The organism is Tissierella carlieri (assembly GCF_018917285.1).
Taxonomy (GTDB): Bacteria; Bacillota; Clostridia; order Tissierellales; family Tissierellaceae; genus Tissierella; species Tissierella carlieri.
On the sequence record NZ_JAHLOH010000025.1, the window covers coordinates 110,156 to 131,919 of the forward strand.

27 protein-coding genes are annotated in these 21,764 nt (G+C 29.6%); 14 read left to right on the forward strand and 13 right to left on the reverse strand.

Annotation, left to right across the window (positions count from 1 at the left end):
* Positions 1 to 25: 25 nt before the first annotated feature.
* The 4 genes from KQI38_RS07360 to KQI38_RS07375 all read left to right on the forward strand — a co-directional run bounded on the left by KQI38_RS07360 (position 26) and on the right by KQI38_RS07375 (position 2,699).
* The gene (locus KQI38_RS07360) at positions 26 to 1,006 is read left to right on the forward strand and encodes an ABC transporter substrate-binding protein (RefSeq protein ID WP_216557513.1); all 981 of its coding nucleotides are present in this window, start codon (positions 26 to 28) and stop codon (positions 1,004 to 1,006) included.
* Positions 981 to 1,736, forward strand: a complete 756-nt coding sequence (locus KQI38_RS07365; protein ID WP_216557516.1) for an ABC transporter permease — start codon at positions 981 to 983, stop codon at positions 1,734 to 1,736. Before KQI38_RS07360 ends, KQI38_RS07365 begins: the two co-directional genes overlap by 26 nt.
* Positions 1,715 to 2,398 carry an ABC transporter ATP-binding protein gene (locus tag KQI38_RS07370; RefSeq protein ID WP_216557519.1) on the forward strand — a complete coding sequence of 228 codons (684 nt, stop codon included), beginning with the start codon at positions 1,715 to 1,717 and terminating at the stop codon, positions 2,396 to 2,398. The genes KQI38_RS07365 and KQI38_RS07370 overlap by 22 nt, the downstream gene beginning before the upstream one ends.
* A 115-nt stretch (positions 2,399 to 2,513) precedes the next feature.
* The gene (locus KQI38_RS07375; protein ID WP_216557522.1) at positions 2,514 to 2,699 is read left to right on the forward strand and encodes a hypothetical protein; all 186 of its coding nucleotides are present in this window, start codon (positions 2,514 to 2,516) and stop codon (positions 2,697 to 2,699) included.
* 76 nt (positions 2,700 to 2,775) lie between these two features.
* Here the strand turns inward: KQI38_RS07375 and KQI38_RS07380 are convergent, their stop codons facing one another.
* The 6 genes from KQI38_RS07380 to KQI38_RS07405 all read right to left on the reverse strand — a co-directional run bounded on the left by KQI38_RS07380 (position 2,776) and on the right by KQI38_RS07405 (position 9,176).
* Positions 2,776 to 4,593: an ABC transporter ATP-binding protein gene (locus KQI38_RS07380; protein WP_246565676.1), complete on the reverse strand. Its 1,818-nt coding sequence runs from the start codon at positions 4,591 to 4,593 to the stop codon at positions 2,776 to 2,778.
* Positions 4,594 to 4,604: 11 nt separating this feature from the next.
* Positions 4,605 to 6,398 (reverse strand): ABC transporter ATP-binding protein, encoded by a 1,794-nt coding sequence (locus KQI38_RS07385; RefSeq protein WP_216557525.1) that lies wholly within the window; start codon positions 6,396 to 6,398, stop codon positions 4,605 to 4,607.
* A 366-nt stretch (positions 6,399 to 6,764) separates the two neighbouring features.
* Positions 6,765 to 7,034, reverse strand: a complete 270-nt coding sequence (locus KQI38_RS07390; RefSeq protein ID WP_216557528.1) for a putative Se/S carrier protein — start codon at positions 7,032 to 7,034, stop codon at positions 6,765 to 6,767.
* A gap of 8 nt (positions 7,035 to 7,042) precedes the next feature.
* On the reverse strand, positions 7,043 to 7,255 hold the full coding sequence (locus tag KQI38_RS07395) for a sulfurtransferase TusA family protein (protein ID WP_216557531.1): 213 nt from the start codon (positions 7,253 to 7,255) through the stop codon (positions 7,043 to 7,045).
* Positions 7,248 to 8,342, reverse strand: a complete 1,095-nt coding sequence (gene yedE, locus KQI38_RS07400; protein ID WP_216557534.1) for a YedE family putative selenium transporter — start codon at positions 8,340 to 8,342, stop codon at positions 7,248 to 7,250. Before yedE ends, KQI38_RS07395 begins: the two co-directional genes overlap by 8 nt.
* Positions 8,343 to 8,495: 153 nt before the next feature.
* Positions 8,496 to 9,176, reverse strand: coding sequence for a Crp/Fnr family transcriptional regulator (locus KQI38_RS07405; RefSeq protein WP_216557537.1), 681 nt, complete (start codon positions 9,174 to 9,176; stop codon positions 8,496 to 8,498).
* Between the two features lie 360 nt (positions 9,177 to 9,536).
* On the opposite strand from KQI38_RS07405, the gene KQI38_RS07410 reads away from it, so the two are divergent.
* The 4 genes from KQI38_RS07410 (at position 9,537) to KQI38_RS07425 (ending at position 11,884) form a co-directional block, all read left to right on the forward strand.
* The gene (locus KQI38_RS07410) at positions 9,537 to 9,821 is read left to right on the forward strand and encodes a hypothetical protein (protein WP_216557540.1); all 285 of its coding nucleotides are present in this window, start codon (positions 9,537 to 9,539) and stop codon (positions 9,819 to 9,821) included.
* A 54-nt stretch (positions 9,822 to 9,875) separates the two neighbouring features.
* On the forward strand, positions 9,876 to 10,469 hold the full coding sequence (locus tag KQI38_RS07415) for a DUF4230 domain-containing protein (RefSeq protein WP_216557543.1): 594 nt from the start codon (positions 9,876 to 9,878) through the stop codon (positions 10,467 to 10,469).
* 109 nt (positions 10,470 to 10,578) lie between these two features.
* A complete protein-coding gene (locus KQI38_RS07420; RefSeq protein ID WP_094902040.1) occupies positions 10,579 to 11,298 on the forward strand; it encodes a L,D-transpeptidase family protein in 720 nt (239 codons plus the stop codon).
* Positions 11,299 to 11,398: 100 nt separating this feature from the next.
* On the forward strand, positions 11,399 to 11,884 hold the full coding sequence (locus KQI38_RS07425; RefSeq protein ID WP_094902042.1) for a ferritin: 486 nt from the start codon (positions 11,399 to 11,401) through the stop codon (positions 11,882 to 11,884).
* Between the two features lie 51 nt (positions 11,885 to 11,935).
* Here KQI38_RS07425 and KQI38_RS07430 read toward each other — a convergent pair whose 3' ends face one another.
* Positions 11,936 to 12,163, reverse strand: a complete 228-nt coding sequence (locus tag KQI38_RS07430) for an alpha/beta-type small acid-soluble spore protein (protein ID WP_094902044.1) — start codon at positions 12,161 to 12,163, stop codon at positions 11,936 to 11,938.
* Positions 12,164 to 12,440: 277 nt separating this feature from the next.
* On the opposite strand from KQI38_RS07430, the gene KQI38_RS07435 reads away from it, so the two are divergent.
* The 5 genes from KQI38_RS07435 to KQI38_RS07450 all read left to right on the forward strand — a co-directional run bounded on the left by KQI38_RS07435 (position 12,441) and on the right by KQI38_RS07450 (position 14,717).
* A complete protein-coding gene (locus KQI38_RS07435) occupies positions 12,441 to 13,553 on the forward strand; it encodes a sodium ion-translocating decarboxylase subunit beta (protein WP_216557546.1) in 1,113 nt (370 codons plus the stop codon).
* Positions 13,554 to 13,563: 10 nt separating this feature from the next.
* Positions 13,564 to 13,677, forward strand: coding sequence for an OadG-related small transporter subunit (locus KQI38_RS22280; protein ID WP_256312819.1), 114 nt, complete (start codon positions 13,564 to 13,566; stop codon positions 13,675 to 13,677).
* 361 nt (positions 13,678 to 14,038) lie between these two features.
* The gene (locus tag KQI38_RS07440; protein WP_216557549.1) at positions 14,039 to 14,233 is read left to right on the forward strand and encodes a spore coat associated protein CotJA; all 195 of its coding nucleotides are present in this window, start codon (positions 14,039 to 14,041) and stop codon (positions 14,231 to 14,233) included.
* Positions 14,226 to 14,486: a spore coat protein CotJB gene (locus KQI38_RS07445; protein ID WP_216557552.1), complete on the forward strand. Its 261-nt coding sequence runs from the start codon at positions 14,226 to 14,228 to the stop codon at positions 14,484 to 14,486. Before KQI38_RS07440 ends, KQI38_RS07445 begins: the two co-directional genes overlap by 8 nt.
* 12 nt (positions 14,487 to 14,498) lie before the next feature.
* Complete coding sequence (locus KQI38_RS07450; protein ID WP_216557555.1) at positions 14,499 to 14,717, forward strand: manganese catalase family protein; 219 nt, start codon at positions 14,499 to 14,501, stop codon at positions 14,715 to 14,717.
* A 10-nt stretch (positions 14,718 to 14,727) separates the two neighbouring features.
* On the opposite strand, the gene KQI38_RS07455 is transcribed toward KQI38_RS07450, so the two are convergent.
* Positions 14,728 to 16,290: a recombinase family protein gene (locus tag KQI38_RS07455; protein ID WP_216557556.1), complete on the reverse strand. Its 1,563-nt coding sequence runs from the start codon at positions 16,288 to 16,290 to the stop codon at positions 14,728 to 14,730.
* 234 nt (positions 16,291 to 16,524) lie between these two features.
* Here KQI38_RS07455 and KQI38_RS07460 point away from each other — a divergent pair, with 234 nt between their 5' ends.
* Positions 16,525 to 17,748 carry a DNA cytosine methyltransferase gene (locus KQI38_RS07460; RefSeq protein ID WP_216557559.1) on the forward strand — a complete coding sequence of 408 codons (1,224 nt, stop codon included), beginning with the start codon at positions 16,525 to 16,527 and terminating at the stop codon, positions 17,746 to 17,748.
* On the opposite strand, the gene KQI38_RS07465 is transcribed toward KQI38_RS07460, so the two are convergent.
* From KQI38_RS07465 to KQI38_RS07485, 5 genes are all read right to left on the reverse strand, one after another.
* Entirely contained in the window at positions 17,745 to 19,634 is a 1,890-nt protein-coding gene (locus KQI38_RS07465) for an ATP-binding protein (RefSeq protein WP_216557562.1), read from the reverse strand. The two genes, KQI38_RS07460 and KQI38_RS07465, sit on opposite strands and share 4 nt — an antisense overlap.
* A 179-nt stretch (positions 19,635 to 19,813) precedes the next feature.
* On the reverse strand, positions 19,814 to 20,254 hold the full coding sequence (locus tag KQI38_RS07470) for an ImmA/IrrE family metallo-endopeptidase (protein WP_216557565.1): 441 nt from the start codon (positions 20,252 to 20,254) through the stop codon (positions 19,814 to 19,816).
* A 54-nt stretch (positions 20,255 to 20,308) separates the two neighbouring features.
* Complete coding sequence (locus KQI38_RS07475) at positions 20,309 to 20,602, reverse strand: hypothetical protein (protein ID WP_216557568.1); 294 nt, start codon at positions 20,600 to 20,602, stop codon at positions 20,309 to 20,311.
* 69 nt (positions 20,603 to 20,671) lie between these two features.
* The gene (locus tag KQI38_RS07480) at positions 20,672 to 21,094 is read right to left on the reverse strand and encodes a hypothetical protein (RefSeq protein WP_216557572.1); all 423 of its coding nucleotides are present in this window, start codon (positions 21,092 to 21,094) and stop codon (positions 20,672 to 20,674) included.
* Between the two features lie 30 nt (positions 21,095 to 21,124).
* Complete coding sequence (locus KQI38_RS07485; protein WP_216557575.1) at positions 21,125 to 21,637, reverse strand: helix-turn-helix domain-containing protein; 513 nt, start codon at positions 21,635 to 21,637, stop codon at positions 21,125 to 21,127.
* Positions 21,638 to 21,764: the final 127 nt, after the last annotated feature.

The following is a 21,764-nucleotide window of genomic DNA, read 5'->3' on the forward strand; positions in this document are numbered from 1 at the left end:
AAAAAATATAAGGAGCATGAGAAAGATGAAAAAAACATTGTTATTGTATTTATTCTTAATTATTGTAATACTAGGTTTTACAGGCTGTAACAAATTAGATACTTTGCAAAAAGAGCCTAAGATTATTAAATTTAGTTATCAAGATGGGACACCTGCTTTAACAGCTGCTAAGTTGGCTAAAGAAAATCCAATTATTGATGAGAATATAACTATTGAATATGAAATGGAAAAATCTCCAGATTTACTAGTCACAAAGATATTAAAAGGGGAAGCAGATATTGCCATAGTTCCATCGAATCTAGCAGCTCAGGCATTTAATAAGGAACTGCCATATAAAATAGTAGGTACATCTGTATGGGGTTCACTCTATCTAGCTAGTACAGAAGATATAAAGGATTTTGAGGAATTAAAAGATAAGGAAATTTATACCTTTGGAAAGGGACTCACTCCAGATATAGTCCTTAGATATGTTTTATCTAAAAATGGAATTGTTCCAGATAAGAATGTGAAGATTACATATTTAAATGCTGCTTCAGAGGTTGGTCCTATATTCATCAGTGGAAAATCTAATCTAGCCGTTTTAGCAGAACCTTTGTTAACTACTGTGACGATGAAGAAACAGGATACTAAAGTGATTTTTGACCTTAACCAAGAATGGGCTAATGCAACAGGAGTGACTAAAGGCTATCCTCAAGCTAGCTTAATAATTAAAGAAGACTTAATAAAGAATAATATAGAATTTGTGAAAGAATTTATTGATATATATGAGGAAAGTAGGAAATGGGCAAAGGAAAATGGAGAAGAATTAGGAAAATATGCAGAAGAATTGGGAATTAGTGTAGCAAAGGAGACAATAGAGAAAGGGATAATATGGACTAATATAGAATCCTTTGATATAAGAGATGGTAAAGAAGAATATAATGCCTATTATGGAGCAATATTAGATTTTGCACCGGATTTTATAGGAGGAAAAATGCCTGATGAAAAAATTTATTTTGAAAGATAGGAAATTATCTATCATTTCAAAAATCTTAATAATAATTATATGGATATTGCTATCAATATTTATAGACAATGAAGTGATATTTCCTACAATAAAGAGTACTTTTAGTAGTCTTGTAGATATAGCCACAAATTCAAATTTTTTAATTATTATTGGCTATTCTCTCCTAAGAAGTTTGATTGGATTTATGATATCATTGTTTTTAGCCATGGTGATAGGAATTTTTTCTAGTATCTCTAAGACCATATATTATCTAATGGTTCCTATAATAAACTTTTTAAGTTCAGTACCAACTATGGCGATTATTATATTGGCTCTCATATGGTTGGATAATGAGATGGTACCGATTTTTGTAGGATTTATTATGGTATTTCCTATATTATATGAAACGGTTTTAAATGGAATATTAAACGTGGATAAAAAAATTATAGCCATGGCAAAAATATACAAGGTAGATAAGACTACTATTATAAAGAATATCTACATACCAAGTATCTTGCTAAGTTTAAATAATATTATATCTTCTGCATTGGGGATTAATCTAAAGATGGTAATTGCAGGAGAAGTATTGTCACAGCCTAAATATGCCATAGGGAGTAATCTGCAATTACAGAAGATGTACTTGAATACTTCAGGAGTTTTTGCTTGGATAATAGTAATTCTTCTTATTTCTAAAATATTTGAATATATGCTGGAAGGGATAAAAAATTTATGTATCAAGTCAAGAATATAATAAAAAATTATAATGATTTAAAGGTATTAGAGGATATTAGCATTGATTTTCCCAAAAATAAGACTACCTGTATTTTAGGACCATCGGGATGTGGAAAAACCACTCTTTTAAATATAATATCAGGAATAATAAAAGAGTATTCAGGAGAGATAATAGGATTTGAAGATGATATATCCTTTGTTTTTCAAGAGGACAGGCTTATTCCATGGAATAATGTAAGTTCTAATATAGAATTTGTTTTGAAAAATAAAATGAATAAAGAGAAAATAGAGACTACTATGGAAAGGTATTTAAAATTAGTCAATTTAGAGGAATACAGATATTATTATCCCAAGGACCTTAGCGGTGGAATGCGACAAAAGATAAGTATATTGAGGGCTTTTGCTTATCCATCGAACTTACTTATAATGGACGAGCCTTTTAAATCCTTAGATATCAATAGTAAGCAAGTATTAATAGATTTTTTTAAGGAACTGAGAATAATGGAAAATAGAACCTGTATAATAGTAACCCATGATATAGAAGAGGCTTTAACCTTAGGAGATAAAATTGTAATATTAACGGAAAAACCTACTAGGGTAAAGAAGATAATGGAGTTAAATGGAAGTCAAGAAAACAGGATTAAGTTAAGGGAAATAATAGAAAAGGAGTTAATGATGTAATAATCAACTTAGAATACCTACTTTATTTAAGATATAATAGGATATACGCATTAAGAGGAGATGTCAATAGATTTTGCTATATATAAGAAAATAGAAAAGTTCTAGAGGTGATACTATGAAAACAGAAATGAAAAGAATTTTAAAAATAGTCTTGGGAATTTTAATCATAATACTGCCTTATATTTATGCAAATGGAGATATAAAGGGATATAAATTTATAAGCCCTATGTATGAAGTTTATTTTATATCCAAAGTAATATGTGCTATAGCAGGTATTCATATGATAAGCAAAGAAATTTAATTTTGAAATGTTCTTAGCTTTAATAGTTAAAGGGTAGGTTTTTAGCGAAGACTAAAAACCTACCTACCTATTTTACCTATCCTAATACATCCATACTTTTTTCTTCAATGAACTGATTAGTATATAGATTATAATAATAACCCTTCTTCTTAATCAATTCCTTATGATTTCCTGCTTCTTCAATTTTTCCATTTCTTATAACTAAAATCCTATCTGCATTTCTTATGGTAGATAATCTGTGAGCTATAACAAAGGATGTTCTTCCATCTAGTACTTTGTGAATAGCATCTTGAATAATCTTTTCAGTTTCCGTATCTATAGATGAAGTAGCCTCATCTAGTACAAATAGTCGTGGATTACGAACCACAGCTCTTGCAAAGGATATAAGCTGTTTTTGTCCAGTAGAAAGTAGACCTCCACCTTCACCTACCTCAGTATCATACCCTTTTTCAGTATCCATAATAAAGCTATGGGCATCAACTAATTTGCTTGCAGCTATAATTTCTTCATCTGTAGCATTTAGATTACCATATTTAATATTTTCCTTTATAGTACCACTGAATAGATGAGGAGCTTGTAGTACATATCCAAGATTTTCATGTATCCAGTTTTGTGGCATATCTTTATAATTTATACCATCGATTAAAATCTCACCGGATGTAGGTTCATAAAATCTACAAAATAGATTTACTATAGTTGATTTTCCTGAGCCAGTTTCACCAACTAAGGCTATAGTCTCACCTGACTTAACCTTTAAGTTAAAATTATCAAGTATAGTTTCTCCAGTTTTATAAGAAAAGGATACATTTTTAAATTCAATAGCTCCCTTAATCTCAGGCCAAAGTTCTCTTTTAGGATTTAACAAGTCTCCATATTTTTCTTTTACCTCACCACTATCTATTATAGCAGGTACTTCATTCAATAAAGAGAAGACTCTTTCAGCAGAAGCTTGAGCTGCCTGTAGTTCTGCAAATATTACAGCTATCTGACGTACTGGCTCATAAAATTGAGCTGTATAAGATATAAAGGCTACCAAGGTTCCATAAGAAATAGCACCCAATAAAACTCCTTTACCACCATAATTTAAAGCTAAAGCAGTACCTATACTACCTAGAGTAAGTATAATAGGTAGATAAACAGAGGAAATTACAGTAGCTCTTATGGATTTATCTCTCATAGATGTGGTTATCTCAGAAAATTCCTGAAGATTAATATCTTCTCTAACTAATGTTTTTGTAGTTTTAGCCCCCTGAATATCCTCATTATAGGCAGCTGTAATCTTGGAGTTTATCTTTCTCACATCTCTTTGAGCCTTTAGTATTTTCTTTTGAAAATAAAAACTGATAACTGCTAATATCGGTATTACAGATAATGTAATTAAAGCTAATTTAAAGTTTAATTTAATCATTGCAATGGTTACAGCAGTCATCATGGAGAAACCCCATGCAAGGTCTACCAATGACCAAGATATGGTCTCTGATAGCCTACCTATATCAGAGGTCATTCTTGCCATTAACCATCCAACAGCCTTATCATCATAATAGGATAGAGGTAAAAGCTGAAGCTTTTCAAATCCTATCCTTCTAATATCATAAGCCATTTTTGTTTCTAGTTTTCCAGCTAGAGATATGAATAGATAAACCGTAAGAGATAATGCAATTACTGCAGAAAAATAAACAAAACCAAATTTTTCTATTCCAGCTAAAGTGTTTTTTTCTATAAAATTATCTATAGCATATTTCGTCATTAGAGGAAAAACAGAATCCAATATCCCAAGGCATATCATCATCAAAGCCAATATTCCAAACTCAAGTTTATATGGCTTTAAATATTTAAAGAAATCTTTCCATATATTAATCTGTATCTTATCTTGATTATTATTTTCTTGTGTCAAATTAACACCCCCTATGCATTTATTACTTCATCATCTAATGAATTTTGTATGGTATATACTCGTCTATATAGCCCTTCCTCATTAATCAAATCATTATGAGTGCCTCTTTGGATGATTTTTCCCTTATCTATTACCAGTATCATATCTGCTTCAGCTACAGTTGAAATTCTATGGGATATGATAATAGTAGTAGCTCTATTTTTTCTACTGCCTAAAGCCTTTCTAATGGAAATATCCGTCTCAGTATCTACTGCAGATAATGAGTCATCAAATATAACAATTGGACAGTCATTAATAATAGTTCTTGCAATTGCCATTCTTTGCTTTTGACCCCCAGATAGTGAAACACCACGTTCTCCTACGATAGTTTCATAGCCAGATTCAAAGGATTTTATATCTTCATGGATGGAAGCAGTTTTCGCAGCCATAATTACTTTTTCATCTTTTAAAGATGGATTAGCTAGCCTAATATTCTCTCTTATATTTTTAGCATAAAGGAAAGGCTCCTGTAGTACTAATCCAACATTTTTTCTAATCCAAGATTTATCTATAGTATTTAGCTCAATACCATCAATTTTTATATATCCATTATTATACTCATATAGTCTTGGTAGTAAATGTACCAAAGAAGATTTACCAGATCCTGTAGGTCCTATTAAAGCAATGGTTTCACCAGCTTTAACATTAAATGAAAGATCTGATAAAACTGGTTTATTCTCCTCATACTCAAAATAAACATTTTTAAATTCTATATTACCTCTGATATTAGGTTTATGATTGCTTTCATCTAATATCTCTATAGGCTCTGCAAATATTTCATCAATTCTTTTTAATGATACAAATGCCTTCCCCATATCTGTTAGGGTTCTACCCATTTGTCTAACTGGCCAGATTATCATATTAATATAACTAACGAAAGCTACAAAAGACCCAAGTGACAATTCACCTTCATATGCAAGGTAGCTACCAACTATAATAACAAATCCAACCTGGGACATACTAAGTAAATCAGATAATCCCCAATAAGCTGATAAGTTTTTTATTAGCTTATAAGTTAAATCCTTATATTCTAAATTTTTCTCATCGAATTTATCAACTTCGTATTTTTGTCTAGAGAAGGCTTTAACAACTCTTACTCCTGTCAAATTTTCTTGAAGAGTAGTAGTCATTCTAGCCTCTGCCTCATCAGAGGCCTCAAAGGCCTTTTTAACCTTAGTAAAAAATATAAATGAGAACAAAAATGTTATAGGTAATACTATTATAGATATCATAGCCATCTTAATGTTCATGGTGAACATTACATAAAGTATGAAAATCAACATAAACATTGATCCTACAACCTCTACAAGTTGTATAGATAAAAATCTTTTTATTGTATCTACATCAGATGTACATTTTTGTATAAGCTCTCCAGTTTCTGATTTAACATGATATTCATAAGGTAGTCTCTGTATATGATCATAGAGTTTATCCCTTATTTTTTTAGTAGTATTTTCTGCTGATTTACTAGCTAAAGTGTTTTTTAAATATAGAAATATTCCTCTCGAAATAGCTACAGAAATAAGTAAAAGTCCTATAATCCATAGTTTTTCTTTTAAAAATTCTTTTCCACCTAAGAAATCAACAATTTTCTGAATGGTTGAAGAGTTAATTACTTCATCACCAATTATGCTATCAATTGTGGTTCTCAAGATAAGAGGGGTGGCAGTAGTAAGTATTTGTGATATAAGAATAGATATCATTCCAAATAAATAAATAATCCTGTACCCTTCCATAAAGTTTAGTAGTTTTTTAAAATTTTTCATTATCTCCCTCCTTAATAAAAAAACCATAGGTATGCACCTATGGTAAATTATTTTTATATTGAGACACGGATATCCTAAATAGGATATTACAAGAATATAAAAAAACCATAGGTGAACACACCTATGGTATCAAATTCAGTAGCAAAAAATTAGTTCTTGTACCTAGGTCGTGTTGTTAAAATTATTAAGTTTTCCTTATTGTTAATTGTAAAATTCATTCTGATCATCTTCACGACCTCCTTTCATATTTTTGCCAATAATTTAATTATATATGAAAATTTGGAAAAATCAAGCTTTATTTTATAAAAATTATAAAATAAAACAAAAGAATGTTTCTTCAAAATAAAAGAAGCATTCTTTTGAAAATTATTTATTAATATACTTAGAAAACCAAGATTTTCCCTTTGGGTTTATAATCTTATGAAAATCATCTATAGGAACATCTTCATCTTCACACGATTTTTTTATATCATATTCTAATTCACAAGGTATCTTTGCAGCTGTTCCACAGCTTGAGCTGACTTGTCTAGGCACAGGCATCAGCTTTACAGGAATACCTTTATCATTCATAAATTTCTCAAAAATTAATGCATGTTGGGTAACATGAAATGTAACTACACAGTAAAAGTCTTCCATCAAATCACCTATTTTTTAATATGAATTGTATATTCTCCATTTTTTTCCTCTACATTTACATTATACCCTTTTCCAGTAACAAATCTAGTAATATTTTCAACTGCTACATGGGTATCAACTAAAACCTGCAATGTTATATTAGGATTAATATCAATTTCATTTTTAGTCATAATAACAGGTTCAGGACAGGACCTACCTCTAGCATCAATAATATTAGCCATTGATTTTTACCTCCTTAGACTGAGATTTGACTTTTTTACTATTTATTACAACACTATAAGCTAAGAAAAATACAAATATTATACCGATAATAACAGCAAGCTTGCCATTAGCCGTAGCACCCTTAGCGCTGGATGCTAAACCAAAGTTATGAGCAAATGCAGCACCAACTACAAGCCCTAATACTGTAACACCAGCATCGCCATCTCCCTGACTGGCTAAGACAGTTTGTCTAATTGGGCAGCCTCCAAGTAAAACTGAGCAAAGACCTACAAGAGTCATACCTAAGAAATTCCAAAGATGATTTGTATGAGCCACCGGTTGACCTTCAAAACCTAATTTAAAGCTACTGAAATTTAATATAAGATTACCAGCCAGATTAAATACAAAAATTCCAACTAATCCCCATAAGAAATGATAATCTTTAATTAGTATAGCATCTCTAAATCCACCAGCAGTACAGACTCTACTTCTTTGAAGAGCGATACCAACTATTGCACCTAAAACTAAGGATATAATAATAGGTGCTGCCATAGAACCGGGACCCTCTGTACTAAATAATATAAATGCAGGTTTAACAACTAAGAAAATAAGTAAAACAACAGCTATTATCGGGAAAATAAATCCTACAATTTTGGGTTGGTCTATACTTTTACCAAGGGTGTATCCCCTTTTAAGGAATTGTACACCTATGAAGATTCCTGCCACATATCCAAATAAACCTACCAGAGCATTTAAATCTCCATTTCCCAATCTTAGAAGCATTCTGAGTGGACAGCCTAAGAATACAAGAGCACCAATCATTAAAAAGAAGCCTAAAACAAATCTTATTAATGAAGAAGAACCACCTTTAACCTTAAAATCGCCTGTCATATAAGAAATAATAAAAGAACCGAATATTATGCCGATTATTTCAGGTCGTATATATTGCACTACTTCAGCCCTGTGCAGACCAAGGGCTCCAGCAATATCCCTCCAGAAACAAGCAATGCATATTCCCATATTACCAGGGTTTCCAAGCTTCATAAGAATAGCACCTATAAGTCCAATAATACCTCCATAGATAAACATTTTGCGTTTATCACCCATTTACAAAACCTCCTTTGAAAAATAATTATCAATCTTAACTAGATTATATAAAATTAGTTGGGGATATAAAAATAGAAGATATCTATAAATAATTTATATCTATAGATATCTTCTATACATAAATTGGATTATATGGAAATATATTCACATTCACTATTTTAATAAACATTCTTCTAGTAAGTCTATGTCGACAATTTTTAGCTTATTTTTATGGTAGTCAATTATACCGTCTTCTTTCATTTTCATCAATTCCCTCGACAAAGATGGACGAGGAATATTTAATAATTCTGCCATTTTTTTTCTACAGAATGGTAGTGTTAATAGCTTGTTTTTCTGCTTACTGTATTCAGTTAATATAATATTGGCAATTTTTTTTCTAACAGTATCATAAGAAAGATTTGTTATTCTATCATTTAGCATTAAAATTCTATTAGATAAAACTGACACAAAGTTATTTAATACTCTATCATCGGACCTCATTAGTTTAATTATATCATCTTTGTTTATATACATTATTTCAGTATTGCTAGAGGAAATTATAGTAGCTGGATACTTATGACTTCCAGAAAAAATAAGGGCTTCGCCGAATACATTCCCAGCTTCAAAATTATTAATTGTTACAATTTTTCCTGATGGGAAAGGTTTATGAATTTCTACAGTGCCAGACAATATTATACCTAGGCTGTTGCAATCATCTCCTTCTATTGCAATTACATCATCTTTTTGATAATTACTTATACTATATGAGACTACAGAGATTAAATCATTTATTTCATCCTTGTTTAAATTTCTAAATAATATTGACTTATTTAAACTATCTAGATATTTTTTCATAAGAACATCCTTTCTAAGTTTTGATACAAAGGCTACTTAATTTATAATATATACTAAAGGAAAATCCTAATAAAAACAAGGCTAATATTGATAAACAATATAAATAAAATTAATAATAAAATAATAGTCATAAATAAGTTTTTTTTTATAAATATTGGGTAAATAGGATAAAGATAAATGTATTTATTTTTGTATGAAACATTTTAAAAATTAAAATCATAATATTATAATCTTTAACTAATGATATAAACCATATAAACGACAAGATGTTTTGGGGAGGGTGCTGCATGACTTAATTGAGGTTCTTTGCTTATTTGTATTATAGAAAGTCTTTTATAAAATCAAAAAGGAGTTATTGCAATGAATAAAATTATGTTAATTAGTAAATTAAACCCCCAAGATTATACAGATGAGAAGAAGAAGATATTTTTTTTACTAGGTGGAATGAATATACCTACTATTGAAAACAAAATTATAGATATTTTACGTAAATCGGAGTTAGTGGGATTAAGTGATATAGTTTTAAAATATAATGGAATTGAATTAAATATAAATACACAGAAAATACCTAATATAGTTAAACTTCTATGTAAAGAGAATATTTCCATATACAGCATTTATCAATTTTATAATCCAGATTTATAGTATAGTAGCTCTCTGAGAATGCAGAGGGCTATAAAATATTTAAGAGGTGATGTAATGAAATATTTTGACAATATTAAAGGAAAGTTAGTATTAGCAATAATCGTTGTAATATTAATAGTAGGAATTGCTGGATATACAAAAATTTCAATGGATAGAAAGACTATTTTATTATCAAATAAGATTGAGGAAAAAGTTCTTAGACTAGTTGAATTATCTACTGTAAAATATAATTATACTAATATAGTGGAATATGAGGATAAAGTTCAATTAAGTGGTATAAGTGTACCTTTTACCAATAAAAAATTTATTGTAAAATATAGTGGATATATTAAAGCAGGTATAGATTTAAGCACTATAGAAGTCAATGTAAAAAATAAGGATGCAGTAGAAATAAAAATGGCTAAACCACAAATATTTGAAAATGTAATTCCAGAAGAAGAGGTTTATTTTTATGATGAGAAAGATTCCATATTTAATAAGCTAAGTTTTAAAGATTTATATGTAGTACTTATACAAGAAAAAGAGAAGATGAAAGAGGAGGTAATCCAAAAGGGAATACTAAATGATGCAGAGAAAAATGGCACTGATATTATTACTTCATTATTAGAAGGTATGGGCTTTAAAAATATTGTAATAACATTTAAATAATCAACAAGATTCACCCCTTAAACATTATGCAATTTTATAATATCAAAAATAAAATTATAAGTTTAATTTATGGAATTGCTGCATATTAATGTTAGGAAGGGGGGATATAATGAACAAGGATATTAAAATGTTTATTTTAATAATTTTATTAGTAACTGTTTTTTTAATTTTAGGAAACTATATACATAGATATTCAACTATGAAAAAGTTAACCTTAGAGGATGTCTATTTAAAAGATAAAGCAACGAATTATACTATATTAATTGAAGTAGATAAGAAACAACTTAAATTAGTAGATAGAGAAAACGAAAGTATAATAAAAACATACCCAATAGCAACAGGAAAACCAAGTTCACCAACTCCCTTAGGAACATTTAAAATTATAGAAAAAGGACAGTGGGGAGAAGGATTTGGTACTAGATGGATGGGACTCAATGTTCCCTGGGGTAAATATGGAATACATGGCACAAATAAACCAGGCTCTATTGGTGGGAATTTATCTGCTGGATGTATTCGTATGAGAAACAAAGATGTGGAAGAACTCTATTCTATGGTGAATCATAATACTATAGTTATCATAACAAATGGACTATATGGGAACTTTGGTCAAGGGTTTAGGGAACTAAAACCTGGAGATAGAGGTGCAGATGTTTTAGAAGTCCAGAAAAGGTTGGCACAAAGAGGATATTATGAAGGCAGTTTAGATGGAATCTATGGAGAGGGTATGAAAGCATCTTTGATAAGATATTTAAAGGATAATAATATGACTCCTACAGATAAAATAAACTATGGAGTATATAGTATTTTAGATATTATTTTAATGGAATAATATATTTATGATTAAATGGAAAATCTTAGGGTATCATAGAACAGTAAAGGAATATATAGAATTAAATAAATATGAATAATAAAACAACAGGAGGCATATTATGGCATCAGAAAAATTATTAAAAGCGTTAAACGATCAATTTAACTTTGAATTAGCATCTGGATATCATTACATGGGAATGGCGGCATATTGTTCTGATAGAAATATGAATGGATTTGCTCATTTCTTTATAGAGCAGGCTAAAGAAGAATACTCACATGCTATGAAATTCTATGGTTTTATCTATGATATGGATGGAAGAGTTATGACTCAAGCAATGGAAGAACCAAAAAATGAATATAATTCATTCTTAGAAGTTTTTGAAACAGCTCTTGCACATGAGAAATTAGTTACTTCAAAAATAAATAATTTATTAGGAATGGCGGAAGAAGAAAAATCATATCCGACTATTCAATTCTTACAATGGTTTGTTGAAGAACAACTAGAGGAAGAAAATAGTATGAAAGATATAATATTTAAATTAGAGGGGATTAAAGATAATTTCCATGGACTATATCTATTAGATAAAGAGTTAGGATCAAGATAATATAAAATATAAAAAGATAGGTCTTTATTGACCTATCTTTTTTAGAACTTACTACTTAGTAGTTCCAGTTCCACCCATAGTTTGTTGTGCCATTCTAACTAAGTTTTTAGTCATATATCCACCAACATAACCATTTTGTCTTGATGGTAAATTACCTTTATCCATTGAATCATAGTTTGCCATACCTAATTCAGAAGCTATTTCTAACTTCATTTGGTTAAGAGCTTGACGTGCTTGTGGAACAAGAATGTTGTTACTACTATTATTATTTGTAGTCATTTTTTATATCTCCTTTCAATCTTAATTTTGTAAAACTTTGGTGTAGTAGTATTATGTGTAGAAAATCATTTAATAATCATGTAATATTATGCAATATTGAACATGGTTTCCAATTTTTCCATAAACAGCTATTTTAAAAAAATAAGATTATTTTCCCTTTCACATAGACTTAAAAAGAAAATCCTTGTAGCTTTGGGGATTTTCTTTTTAAGTTTAAAAATTTGTAAATACATGATATAATAAGCTGTTCATACTTATAGAATAGGAGGAATAAAACTTGGAACAATTATTATTAGGTGTTAAAAGTCTTGAATTAAACCAAATATTTATGTTTATTATTGGCGGTATACTTATTTATCTGGCAATAAAAAAAGATTATGAGCCAATGTTGTTATTGCCTATAGGATTCGGAGCAATACTAACAAATTTACCTGTTGTTGCAGGTATCCCAGGTATAGCCAGTGATGAGGGGATTTTAGGAATACTTAAAAATGCAGGAATTTTAAATGAATTATTTCCAGCTTTAATTTTTATAGCAGTTGGGGCAATGATAGACTTTTCACCCTTACTTCAAATGCCATCCATGCTTTTCTTTGGCGCAGCTGCACAATTTGGAATATTTATGACCATAATATTTGCATCTTTTTTAGGATTTGATATAAAAGAAGCTGCATCCATAGGAATTATAGGAGCCGCTGATGGACCTACATCTATATTTGTAGCCACGAGATTTGCCAAGCATCTACTAGGGCCAATATCTGTAGCAGCTTATTCATATATGTCTTTGGTGCCTATGATTCAGCCTATTGTTATAAAAGCTTTGACTACAAAAGAAGAAAGAAAGATTAGAATGGAGTATAGGCAAGTTAACGTATCTAAGACTGTAAAGATAATATTCCCAATAGCAGTTACTATAATTGCGGGGATTATAGCACCTATATCTGTTACTTTAATAGGATTTTTGATGTTTGGAAATCTTATTAGAGAATCTGGTGTATTAGAGAGGTTATCCCAGTCAGCTCAAAATGAGCTAGCCAACTTAGTTACTTTGCTTTTAGGAATAACTATTGGATCTACTATGACAGCAGATGCATTTATTAACGTGGATACTTTAAAGATAATGGGACTTGGGTTAGTTGCATTTATATTTGATACAGCAGGTGGAGTATTATTTGCTAAGTTTTTAAATTTATTTGTGAAGAAAAAGTACAATCCTATGGTTGGAGCCGCTGGTATTTCAGCATTTCCAATGTCAGCTAGAGTAATACAAAAATTAGCTAAAGAAGCAGACCCAACAAACTTTGTTTTAATGCAAGCAGTATCTGCCAATGTAGCTGGGCAAATAGGTTCAATTATAGCAGGTAGTATTGTATTGATACTATTATCTTAGGAGGTACATTATGGACGTTATATTATTTAAACTATTAGCCTATGGAATGGGAACTACATTTTTTGTTTTAATATTATTTTATTTTGTCATAAGAATATTAGTAAAATCATTTCCCGAGAAATAGCCCCCTTTTTAGGGGTTTTTTTATGCCAAATAGGAAAGTTCTACTTTTATTTTTTAATTTCAAGAAAAGCCCCTAACGGGTCTTAGAAGCTTTTCTTAAAAATATCAACCTTTAAAAAAGAGGAAAATAATAGATAGCTCAATTAGGATATTTGATGTTGAGGACTGGAATGTTTTGGAGTATATGGAAATATATGGGGGATACGAAAAGATATGATTAAGGATATAATGGAGATAAACAATTAATACATTTAATAGAACTGTTTCGGAGGCTAAATAATTAGCTTCTTTTTTATTGTTTGTAACCATTTGTTTTTTTCTACGTAATATGTAATGAACAGATTTTTTTAGGAGGAGAGAAAATGGATAGAGAATATGAAGGCGAAGGAAGACCATGTTGTCCTGGCGCACTAGCAAGGGCCTGTGTCCCCTTTCAAATTATGAATCAAGTATTTAGTCCGAGAGAAGCATTGAAAAAGGGAACATTATTCCCAGAATTATATCAACCATATATTGTGGAAGAGCATAGAGAAGGTGGGTGCAGATGCTATGGATAGAACACAGATGGATTTTCTAATAGAGTTAATGGAAGTATCTTTTGTTCTAGTGGAGACAGCTTTATATTTAGATACTCATCCAAATGATGAAAAGGCTTTGAGACTTCACAACAATGCATCTCAAAGATATAGTGAATTAGAAACTATGTATCAAGCAAAATATGGTCCTTTAAGAAATACAGGTATGAGTAAATATCCTTGGGGCTATATTGATGGACCTTGGCCTTGGGAAATAAACTTTACTAATTTTTAAAGGAGGATAACTATGTGGGTATATGAAAAAAAATTGCAGTATCCAGTAAGAGTTGATACAACCAATCCAGCATTAGCTGCAATGATATTAGAACAGTTTGGAGGACCAGATGGTGAATTATCAGCAGGAATAAGATATTTAACTCAAAGATGGACTATGCCAACAAATGAAGGTAAGGCAATATTGACAGATATAGGTACAGAAGAATGCGTACCGACAGGTTATCAATAATAAAAGAAAACTACCTGGGCAATTTCAGGTAGAGCTCTAATTCAAATTCATCTATATTGTCGCCACTTCTATTTCCTCTTACTGTTTTTAAATATACGGCTTTTTCTAGTACTTCTTTGAGCAATTTATTTTTATCTGCAGGATCATCTAATGTCCAATAGACTTTTATAATATTTTCTATCTTAGGAGCTAATGCCTCCTCACGTAATTCTTTTTCTTCTTCTAAATTTATTTTTTTAAATAACTTATCTTTATCTTTTTTCAGAGTATCTATTTTTTTAGATACCAGATTAGACCTCTTCATAAATACTTCAGTAGAATATATACCTTGCTCAAGTAAATCATACATATTATTTAACTGATTATTAAGAGTTTCTAATTCAGCATCTAAATCCTGTATAGCTTTATTAATTATTTCATTCTCTAAATTATCTTTTTTCTTTGCTTGCTTTTTATATTTTATCTTATGTTGCTTTAACCATGTCTCTAATGAATCAAATAGTCTTTTTTCTACTAGATGAAGGTGAGAGCTAATATTAGCGCAAGTAGGACCATCACACATAAGGGTGTCAGGGTTTTTATTACTATAGGGCCTTCTCTTCATTTTTCTATCACACATTTTACATACTACTATTCCTGCAAGAGGGTTCATAATTTTATATCTAGTAGGTATTGGTAGAGAAGGATTTTCGGAAAGATATTCCTGAGCTAAATTAAAGATATCTTCATCTATAATAGGTTCATGAAGTCCATCTACTATAATCCAATCTTTTTCATTAGCACGAGGTCTTTCTTTTACTACTTGGCCATCTATCATTTTCTTTACCTCAGGTCTGCTATTCCATCTTATTTTGCCTATATACACAGGATTCGATAGTATTCCTCTGATTGTAGAAGTTGTCCAATCTCCACCTTTAGCAGTAGGTATTTTCATTTCATTTAATCTATTAGCTATAAGAGATACTCCAATTCTATTATTGCCAGTGTAAAGGTTATAGATTAATTCAACTATTTTAGCCTCCTTAGGATTAATTTCTAATGTATATCCTTTCTGCCCTTTTAATTTAACTCTTTCATAGCCATATGGAGCCACAGTGCCGAGATATTTACCTTCCTTGACTGATTGTATTCGTCCACGTTGTAAACGTCTATTAATGGTCTTGTACTCTCTCCTGGACATAAACAAACCAAACTCAAAGTATTCTTCATCAAATTCATTTGAAGGATCATATATCTTCATAGGAGTTATTATTTTAGTATTGGAATATTTGAATGTTTGAGCTACTAATCCTTGGTCCATAGTGTCACCACGAGCCAAACGTTCCACTTCTACTACAAAGACACCTTCCCATCTTCCTTGCTCTACGTCAGAGAGTAACCGTTGCATTTCAGGTCTAGAAGCAATAGTTTCCCCGGATACTATTTCTCTATAAATGGAATCTTCACTAATAGATATATTCATCTTAGCAGCTAAGTCTAAAAGAATTTTCTCATGTCTCTTTAATGTTTCACCCTCTCCCATTAATTCAGCTTCAATATCTTTTCTAGATTTTCTCAGATAAGCACAATACATTTTCTCACCTTCTTTTTATTTAAATTAGAATTGCTATGAAGTTTGTTAGTAATAATCTTTTTAAAATCATTGTACTTGAAGTTATTATAGCATAAATATTGAATGAGTAAGAAAAAAGAAAAGTAAAAGTATAATTAATAAAAATAGATGACATTATATATAAAAATGGTATACTAAAGTATTGACTTTAATTTAAAAAATTGGTATCCTGGAATAAGAAAGAGGGGGGTGCCAATGAAAGTAATAGATCTCTTCGCAGGAGCAGGGGGACTATCAGAAGGCTTTAAAAGACAAGGGTTTAATATAGTTTCTCACGTTGAAATGGATAAGTCCGCTTGCTTGACATTGAAGACACGAGAAGCTTATTTCTATTTAAAAGAGCAAGGAAAGATTGATACCTATAAAAAATATATTACTGGCGAGATAAGTAGGGATGAATTATATGGATATATACCTGATGATATACTTAAGAGAGTAATAAATGAAAGCATATCTGATGAAACCATTGAAGATATATTTAAATTAATAGGTAATGAAGAAATAGATATTATAATTGGTGGACCACCTTGTCAAGCATATTCTTTAGTTGGTAGATCTAGAGACCCAAATAGAATGAAAAATGATCCTCGGAATTATTTATATAGACAATATATTAAATTTATTATAAAATACAAACCAAAATTATTTATTTTTGAGAATGTTACAGGAATACTTTCAGCTCAGGAAGGAAAGATATTTGAAAACATAAAGGATGAAATGAAAAAAGTTGGATATAACTTAGATTATAGGATATTAGATGCGTCAGATTTTGGAGTGTTACAAAGTAGAAAGAGAGTAATACTTATAGGATGGAAAGTAGATATAAATTTTTCATACCCAGACTTTGGGGAAGTAGAATTAAAAGGAACTATTAATGATTTGTTTCATGATTTACCTAGTATACAGTCTGGTGATTCTATAGAAGTTGGCAAATATCTTAATACGAGCAATGAGATATTAACTGAAATGAAGATTAGAAGCAAGGAATGGGATATTTTAACACAGCATACTGCAAGAAAAAATAATGATAGAGATTTAAAGATATATAAATATTGTGTAGAAATATGGAATAAGGAGAGGCGAAGAGTAAGATATGATGAATTGCCAAAAGATTGGATAACCCATAATAACTTAGAGTCCTTCTTAGATAGATTTAAAGTGGTTGATGGCTCAGGTTTATCTCATACCATGGTTGCTCATATATCAAAAGATGGACATCATTATATACATCCAGATATTAATCAAAATCGCTCCTTAACGGTAAGAGAAGCAGCAAGAATTCAATCATTTCCTGACGATTATTATTTTGAAACTTGCAGAACGGATGCATTTAGGCAGATTGGAAACGCAGTACCACCTTTGATGGCAGAAAAAATAGCAATTAAGGTTTTAGAAGAAATAAAAAAACAAAGGATTTAATCCTTTGTTTTTTCTCTTATGTCTTCATATAATTTAATGAATTCAAAATTATAATTTTTTGCTTCATTCAATAGATCAGAATATGATTTTACATATATTCCTTGAGTTTTCAAACCATCTATCATTTTACTTATACCAGGGGCAAATTGCATATTATCAGATATCAAGTAACCATATACCTTATTAACAGAGTCATGGAATTTTGTTTCAATAAATTCAACATACTCTGAAATTTGTTGTATTTCATTTTGTGTTATTTTAATATTGGGTCTCTTTAACTCAATTATGTGAACAGTGCCAGATTGATTAGTACATAAAAAATCAATACGTCTGTTTTTTTGTTCTAAATGTGAATCATTAAAATTATCTTTTAATAGTCTAGCAAAGGTTACCTCTCTCTCGAATCTAGTCATTTTAGCATCTAATAACCATGGAAATTCTTCTAGAAATTTTTGCATGACTTTACTTTCAGATACATTTTCTTTGATGTATTTTTCAAATTGTTCTATAGTTTTTATTCTTCCTTCAGCGACCTTAGCTAATTCTTTAGTTTCTATAATTTGCCAATCAGTCAATAGCTTTATTGCACGTTCGTCATCTAAACTTATTAGTTCATCTAACTGTACTGTAAAAGATTTAAAAGATTCATAGTCAAACATGTCTTGGATATATCCAATGTATTCCTTTGCTTTATTTGTATCAATATCATCATTGTTTATAATGGCATCCGTAATTTTTTTTGCAATTGGTTTTTCTACAGGAGTCAATTCATCTAACCATTCACTGATATCTAACCCAAATTCCTTTATTTCAGTTTCCTTGGCTTCGTTACGCTTTCTTCTCCATTCTGATTGTGTTTTATTTACAACTGTAGTTAGTAGTTGTTCTAAAGTAATCAAATCATCATTTCCGTAAGTATCCCAAGCTATTGATTTTCTATCGGTTGAAGAATAGTCATTTTCTCCATTTTCATCGATAAAATCTATATTAAAATATCCAGACATATAGTTGAAGAAATTGTCATTTGCACGCTTATTAAAGCTGTTATTTTCTTCTACCAATTTACCACGGGAAAATAAAATAATTCCTTGTTTACTTTTATAAATTGTATTACTAGCAGTAAAAATTTTTCCGGTAATTTTCTTTTCAATTGCAAAAGAAATCAGTTCTTCGTCTATTATATCCAAATAATCATTTGGAAAATTCCAAGTAAATTCAGCAGCAGAGTCAAAATATAGATCATTGGTTACTTTAATAGGCTCATCATCATTGTGATAAATGAATACTTGAAAATCATCTGAAAATATTGTAAATCTTTTAGATAAGTCCAAAGCTATTTCTTTAGCATTAAATTTACCGCTTCGCACTATATTTTTAATATTTATTGTGGTACCATTGTATAAATCAGTTTCCTCATCATATATATTCAATTCTGGATTATAGGTTCCATCAGTATGTTTTTTAATATCATCATAATTCATTGTGAATTCATTTATCAGTCCATCTTTTATTGTAGTTACAGTCAATTCTTTTCCAATGCCAAAAACTGATAATTTTCCTAAACCTTTTTTACCTAATATTGGTCTATGCTCTTTAGAAGTAAAATCTTCTTCCATTTCGACTCTACGATTTCGACCAATTCTTAAGTAATGGTTATTAATCTCTTCAAAAGTCATGCCTGTACCGTTATCTGATATTATTATTTCTTTCTTGTCTATATCATTAAAATAAATAGATACTTTTTTTGCATCAGCATCCCATGCATTAGATACTAATTCAGCTATCATTGGAGGGATCTTTCCATATAGCTTTATACCTAAATGGTCTAAAGTGTTTAGATCAAAACTAAGTGTTAGTGTTTTTACTTCAATAGCAGTAGCTTCCATAATAAATCCTCCTTTTAATTCTTGTTAAAGTTATATTAATATTCATTATAATAATCTATATTAAATATTAATTTTAAACTGTAATTATTTGTCGAATAATGTCGAATGTCAGTTCTAACATGAACTTAAAAAAATACTCAAATCTATAAATTTGAGCTAAACCTATTTTATATTTATCATTAAACATAATACAAACTTTCTTCTGTAACATAAAATCCACGTGCTAATTGCTCAAGAGTATATCCTTCATATAAATCTTCATCAATTTTAATATCTAAAATCTTGAGAGCAAAATAATCGGCTTGATTTTCTAATTTACCTTTATTAATAATCTTACTATTATAAGCAGCTTTAGCTATTTCTGTATGTAATAGGGCATGTCCAAGTTCATGTGCTAAAATAAACTTTTCATATTTATAAGGAAGATCATCTCTAATAAATACGGTCTCTAGACCAAAATGATTTCTTATATAAAGAGCTTCATTCCCTTGTAAGAGACAATCATCCTTGTCAATCCTTTTTATATTTATATTTAATGTATTATATATTTCAAAGATATCTTTGGAGTAGCAGTAGTCAATTATTCCATCAACATATTCATCTATCCAGGCTAAATCCATAATGTCACCTCAATGCAACCACTTTTATAATTTATTATTACTTAGTTTTATATTTTACTTTATATTCTTTCTTTGTCTTATAAGTCTTTGTTTTAGGTCATATAATTCTTTTTCAGTTTGGAATTCCTTATGTGTAAGAAAGTCTAAATCTCTGGATACTTTGTTTAATTTATTGCCAATAGCAACATGATTGGCAGCATTAGTACCTTCTAAATCATTTAGCTTATCATCTAGACTATCAAACCTAGTATTTGTTTCTACTCTAAACTCCTTTAATTCAGTTTTAGTATCTTGTAACTCTATATATATTTTTTCTAGTAAATTAAATAATTTATCTTCATTGTTCATAATATTACCTCCAGTATTTTATAATTATTATTACTCAAGTTTTAATAATTAAGCTGTTTTATATTTTTATCACTTATTCTTCTTTTTAATCAACCTATCTAATCTCTTTATAAAATCATCTGCTGAAAAGTTAAAATTATAATTTTCAATTCTTGCAATAGCTAAATCACAGATTTCTATAGCCTCATCATATCTTTTTAATTTTTCCAATAATATGCAGGGTCTTTCATAGTAAGAAGAGCCTTCTGGTATATATTTGTTTAAAATATCAAGGTAGATATTTAAAGCACCATCAATATTATCTGCTTTTTCAAGATTTCTAGCTTGCTCATATAAAGAACTATATTGCATAAATGTATTATTCTTTTTTATATTTATTGTTTCTTGTAATAGCATTGCTGATCTATGTTCTTTAAGTATCTTACTTTCAATTCCAGTATTTAAATATTTTTTCAATTCTATAGCTAATTCATCAGGTGATAATGTTCTCAATTTTCCACCTCATTTTATAATTATTATTGATCAATTTTTTTTATATTTATAACTAACCATCTTCATTTGTTCTAATAAAGCATTAGCAAACTCTAAAATCTCATTATCATCTAGCTTATCAGCATCAAATCCACCAGAACCAAATATTTGGTGCTTATTTACATATGCACGAGCTTCATCTGGATTAGTAAATTCTTCAGGGACTATATCTTGTTCTTCTTTATCATTTAATTTTATATTTTTATTATCAACATCTTCTTGGTTACTTGTATTTATATTTGTATTATCATTAGGTCTTATTAAGATATCTTCGTAACCAGCTAAAGGTAGCAATATATTTATATCTATTTTATATGCATCGCTAATTAGCTTTAAAGTATCAATAGTTGGCTTAATGGGGGCATCACTACGTGGATCCTTGGCCTTCTCTAAGATTGATAGATAATTATGACTAATACCTATTAATTCACCAGCATCCCTAAGAGAAAGTTTTAGTTCATCTCTCTTGTTTTGCAATGTTTTACCTAATTTGATTAAATCCATATATTTCACCACGCTTGTATTTTTGTTTTATAATTTAATTCATTCTTTATTATATTGTAATACATATTTTACATTTGTTTTAAAATATTATAAAAAAAGTAGTACAACATACTTGACAATGAGTAAA

Coding starts and splice junctions, on each gene's coding strand:
- KQI38_RS07385 (WP_216557525.1), bottom strand. CDS start 6,398: ATGAAAAATTTTAAAAAACTACTAAACTTTATGGAAGGGTACAGGATT.
- KQI38_RS07460 (WP_216557559.1), top strand. CDS start 16,525: ATGAAAGTAATAGATCTCTTCGCAGGAGCAGGGGGACTATCAGAAGGC.
- KQI38_RS07395 (WP_216557531.1), bottom strand. CDS start 7,255: ATGGCTAATATTATTGATGCTAGAGGTAGGTCCTGTCCTGAACCTGTT.
- KQI38_RS07475 (WP_216557568.1), bottom strand. CDS start 20,602: ATGAACAATGAAGATAAATTATTTAATTTACTAGAAAAAATATATATA.
- KQI38_RS07390 (WP_216557528.1), bottom strand. CDS start 7,034: ATGGAAGACTTTTACTGTGTAGTTACATTTCATGTTACCCAACATGCA.
- KQI38_RS22280 (WP_256312819.1), top strand. CDS start 13,564: ATGGACGTTATATTATTTAAACTATTAGCCTATGGAATGGGAACTACA.
- KQI38_RS07415 (WP_216557543.1), top strand. CDS start 9,876: ATGAAATATTTTGACAATATTAAAGGAAAGTTAGTATTAGCAATAATC.
- KQI38_RS07370 (WP_216557519.1), top strand. CDS start 1,715: ATGTATCAAGTCAAGAATATAATAAAAAATTATAATGATTTAAAGGTA.
- KQI38_RS07450 (WP_216557555.1), top strand. CDS start 14,499: ATGTGGGTATATGAAAAAAAATTGCAGTATCCAGTAAGAGTTGATACA.
- KQI38_RS07440 (WP_216557549.1), top strand. CDS start 14,039: ATGGATAGAGAATATGAAGGCGAAGGAAGACCATGTTGTCCTGGCGCA.
- KQI38_RS07485 (WP_216557575.1), bottom strand. CDS start 21,637: ATGGATTTAATCAAATTAGGTAAAACATTGCAAAACAAGAGAGATGAA.
- KQI38_RS07410 (WP_216557540.1), top strand. CDS start 9,537: ATGAATAAAATTATGTTAATTAGTAAATTAAACCCCCAAGATTATACA.
- KQI38_RS07465 (WP_216557562.1), bottom strand. CDS start 19,634: ATGGAAGCTACTGCTATTGAAGTAAAAACACTAACACTTAGTTTTGAT.
- KQI38_RS07430 (WP_094902044.1), bottom strand. CDS start 12,163: ATGACTACAAATAATAATAGTAGTAACAACATTCTTGTTCCACAAGCA.
- KQI38_RS07420 (WP_094902040.1), top strand. CDS start 10,579: ATGAACAAGGATATTAAAATGTTTATTTTAATAATTTTATTAGTAACT.
- KQI38_RS07375 (WP_216557522.1), top strand. CDS start 2,514: ATGAAAACAGAAATGAAAAGAATTTTAAAAATAGTCTTGGGAATTTTA.
- yedE (WP_216557534.1), bottom strand. CDS start 8,342: ATGGGTGATAAACGCAAAATGTTTATCTATGGAGGTATTATTGGACTT.
- KQI38_RS07405 (WP_216557537.1), bottom strand. CDS start 9,176: ATGAAAAAATATCTAGATAGTTTAAATAAGTCAATATTATTTAGAAAT.
- KQI38_RS07445 (WP_216557552.1), top strand. CDS start 14,226: ATGGATAGAACACAGATGGATTTTCTAATAGAGTTAATGGAAGTATCT.
- KQI38_RS07455 (WP_216557556.1), bottom strand. CDS start 16,290: ATGTATTGTGCTTATCTGAGAAAATCTAGAAAAGATATTGAAGCTGAA.
- KQI38_RS07365 (WP_216557516.1), top strand. CDS start 981: ATGAAAAAATTTATTTTGAAAGATAGGAAATTATCTATCATTTCAAAA.
- KQI38_RS07425 (WP_094902042.1), top strand. CDS start 11,399: ATGGCATCAGAAAAATTATTAAAAGCGTTAAACGATCAATTTAACTTT.
- KQI38_RS07470 (WP_216557565.1), bottom strand. CDS start 20,254: ATGGATTTAGCCTGGATAGATGAATATGTTGATGGAATAATTGACTAC.
- KQI38_RS07360 (WP_216557513.1), top strand. CDS start 26: ATGAAAAAAACATTGTTATTGTATTTATTCTTAATTATTGTAATACTA.